Here is a 3,940-nt window from a genome sequence, read left to right on the forward strand (position 1 = left end):
AAAGGAAAGGTTCTGGAAACCTTAAAGACAGACGCTGCCGGTCATGCAGAAAGTAAGCTGTATGAGATTGCCACATTTAAGAACGGCAAATATGATACAGCAATCAAGTATTATCTGGTGGAAACAAAAACACTGGATGGATACACACTGGATCAGACCAAGCATGAAGTGACATTTGCTTATGCGAATGACAGTACACCAGTCGTGGAAGTTACTTTCAATCTGACAAATGAGAAACCGGAAGTTCCAGAAACACCGAACACACCGGATACACCACAGTCCCATGAAGAGACAAAGGTATCAAATGCACCGAAAACAGGTGACAGCACGAATATTTGGCTGCCGATTCTGCTTCTGGTAATCTCCACAGGAGGTATGGCAGGACTTTATATCTGCAGAAAAAGGAAAAGCAAATAAGGAAAAGCAAATAAGGAAACCAACGGTTATGATTGGGAGCTTCTATTTGAGGCTCCCTTTTTCATACAAAAAAATCACAGAAAGGAACAGAAAACTATGATGAAAGCAATGGAAAAAAGACAGGAAGCACGAAAAAACCAGGAGAAAACTTTAAAGAGAATGATGGCTTATCAGAAGAAAGCCGAGCAGATGGTCAGCAGAAAAAGAATGAACCATCACATGATCAGAAAGGGGTAAAAGCGTATGATGAACAGAAAAGAATTTTATGAATATGTCAAAGACAATGTAAAGGAGTATTTGCCAGAGTCTTACAAGGACGCAGAAATTAAACTTCAAGAAGTAGAAAAAAACAATGGACTGAAGCTTACTGGCATTACAATTCCAAATGGGAATCAGAGAATCGTACCGACAGTCTATCTGGATTCTCTCTACCAGGAATATATCAATGGGAAAGATGTAGATTCTTGTGTTGGGGATGTAGCTGATATGCGTATTGAAGCACAGGGAAAAGCAGAATTTTTTGATATGGGAGTTCCGGATATTCTTGATTATGAAAAGATGAAGGACAAATTACAGGTGAGAATTTGCGACAAAGAATGGAATACCGATCGTTTGGCAGACAAAGTAGTCACAGAACACGGAGATTTTGCAGCTTATTATGCAGTAAATCTGGAGGAAAATGGAGAGGGAATCAGCAGTATTCCGGTAACTGTTTCTCTGATGAACGAATGGGGAGTATCTGTCGAACAGATTCAGGCAGATGCGATGATGGCAGATAAGAACAGAGGAGTGCAACTGGTGGATATGACACAGATTGTCGAATCCATGATTTTTGGAGGAACACCAAAGAATCTTTTGAATGAAAAATTGGATATGGAAACTGTGGAGAATCCAATGTTCTGCCTTACCAATGAATCTAAGATGAATGGAGCTTCCCTGTTACTGCAGGAAGATATTCGAAAACAGATTGGGGAATGCCTGGGAAGCGATTACTTTGTCATCCCATCTTCTGTTCATGAAGTGTTGATTCTCCCTGATAACGGAATCTTTCAAGTTCCAGAATTAAATGCGATGGTACAGGAAGTCAATGAGACACAGGTGGAAAGACAGGAACAGCTTTCTGATAAGGTTCAGTTCTGTGATAAAAAGACAGCAGTAATGGAAAATGCTGAGCGCAGGGAAGCACGTCTGGAGAAAGAAAAAGCAGCCGAAAAAGCGGAAGTAAAAGGTGGAATCCATGGAAGATTGGAGAAAGCTAAGGCAGAAATCAAGGCAAAAGAGGCAGACAAAGTGCCGAAGAATAAGTCAAAAGATCTTGCCGCAGCATTATAAAGAGAAGTAACGATGATTTTATGGGGACTGTGCCAAGCAGTCCCTGATTTTATGAAAAGGAGTAGCACATGGCAAATAAATTATATGCAATGGAACAGCTGACGGAAGAGGTGGCAAAAGATGTAGCTGCCAGTCCGCAGGAATGGATGCGGTTCCTAAACACGGCATCCAGACTGTACAAATACACTTTTCCAGAACAGCTTTTAATTTATGCACAGCGGCCGGAAGCAACTGCCGTAGCATCCATGGAAATCTGGAATCAGAAGATGTACCGCTGGATCAAAAAGGGATCTAAGGGGATTGCCTTGATTGACAATACTTCCGGACCGAAAACAAAACTTCGTTATGTATTTGATGTGCAGGACACTTATAAAGTGCGGAATCTTGGAAAGGATCCTCAGTTATGGAATCTTCCGGTGGAAGGAGAACAGCTGGTGGCAGATTATCTGCAGGAGCAGTTATCACTGGAAGATATAGAAGGAGGACTTGCTGAAAGTCTGCATCAGGCAGCGAAGGAGAGTATGCAGGAATGGCTTCCAGATGCATTGGAAGAACTGAGACTGGATGTAACAGGGACATTTTTGGAAGAACTGGACGAACAGAATCAGGAAGTAGAATTCCGGGAACTGATGACCAATAGTGTCTGGTATGTATTACTAAACCGATGTGGACTGGATGTACAGGAATATCTGGATGCAGAGGATTTTCGGCATATAACGGACTTCAATCAGCTGAAAATATTAGGACATCTGGGAAGTGCAGTCAACGAGATCAGCAGACCAGTCCTGATGCAGATTGGACGATATGTTCTGAATGATCTGGAAAATGACCTGAAAACGGTTGCAAAAGAAAAAGAAGTAGTCTATAATGAATTTAACACGTTAATTCGTGAAAGTAATACGGAGAACACAGAAGATAGAGAAGAAAAAAAGGAGGAAACAGACTATGAGAGAGATCAGTTACAGCCAGAACGGAGAGTATCAGATTCCAGATATCAGCCTGGAAGAGACGAGAGGAACCATCGGGAAGTATGGAATGATGAGGAAAGAGTATCTGAGAAACCACAAGGTAGCCAGGTTCAACATTCTGACACTGCAGAACCGTCTGGACAGTCATCTGATGGAGATCGACAGCCAGGCAAGGCAGAGAGTAGACAACCTGATGAACGAACTTCTGGAGAAAGATCCGGCACCGGACAAGATGGCAGACACAATGGCATGGACCAGACACATGAACCAGATCAAAGCACAGGCAGAGGAAATGGTAATTCAGGAGATTATTTACAATTAAGCCTGTTCCCAATACAAGAGGAACAGTTAGGAGAAATAAGGAAAGCGGCAGCTGCATTAGAACAGCCAGCCGCTTTTCTTATTTCTGATGAAGTGGTAGATGATATTCTCCGAACAGGAAGCGGACAGAAAAATACACTGTTTCACATTACTGCAAGATTGATCGAAGGTTTGGATAATGAAGAAATGCAAAGCTTCCTGAAAGATGAATATGGCACCGGAGGAAAAGGATTTACCATAGATGGGCAGAAAATCAGTATCTGGTACGACAATGATGGTATTCGTATCCGGAGAGGTGACTCTGCAAGAAGAAACTTTGACCGTATCATTACGTGGGAAGAAGCTGCTGACAGGATTCGGGATATGTATGAGGAGGGAAATTACGCTGATAATCTTATCTCCAATAATGCTATCGAGCAGGAACAGAAGGAAATGACAGATCTTCTGGCACTTCATTTCCGTGATACGAGCAGAAACAGAGAAGAACGGTTGTCTTATTCTGACTGGCAGGACGTAGTGGGGGCGGCTTGGACAGATCCGGAAGAAGCAGCTGCGACTGCCTATCGTTTTGAATGGCTTCAGGAAGATATGGAAAAGAATCCAGAAGATTACCATCGTTGGGAAATCCAGCATAATCCGGAATATTTCCAACGTTATAAAGATCTCCAGAGGGAGCGTTCCTGGGTGGATCAGCAATTCAAGGTAGAGCGACCGGCACTATCCTTTATCACACAGGATGAAATTGATGCAGTATTAAGAAGAGGCGGCATTACTGCTGGAGGACGTAACCGGATTTACGAATATTTCATGGAGCACCATGATATGAAAGATGCAGCTGAGTTCCTGAAAAATGAGTATGGAACAGGTGGTTCTTCACCCGGAATACCAGGAGCAGGTGCTTC

Annotated in this window: 3 protein-coding genes and 1 pseudogene; all 4 read left to right on the forward strand. The window is 42.7% G+C overall.

Annotation, left to right across the window (positions count from 1 at the left end; genetic code table 11):
- Positions 1-417, forward strand: a 417-nt coding sequence (locus ACZMB2_RS13695) for a SpaA isopeptide-forming pilin-related protein (protein WP_487597144.1), incomplete at its 5' end; no start/stop codon positions are given.
- Positions 418-513: 96 nt separating this feature from the next.
- Complete coding sequence (locus tag ACZMB2_RS13700) at positions 514-654, forward strand: hypothetical protein (RefSeq protein ID WP_005344203.1); 141 nt, start codon at positions 514-516, stop codon at positions 652-654.
- 6 nt (positions 655-660) lie between these two features.
- The gene (locus ACZMB2_RS13705) at positions 661-1,749 is read left to right on the forward strand and encodes a DUF5688 family protein (RefSeq protein WP_008371589.1); all 1,089 of its coding nucleotides are present in this window, start codon (positions 661-663) and stop codon (positions 1,747-1,749) included.
- A 68-nt stretch (positions 1,750-1,817) separates the two neighbouring features.
- Positions 1,818-3,940: pseudogene (locus ACZMB2_RS13710) on the forward strand (DEAD/DEAH box helicase family protein); the annotation flags it as partial.

Source organism: Hominiventricola sp. (genome assembly GCF_057604405.1).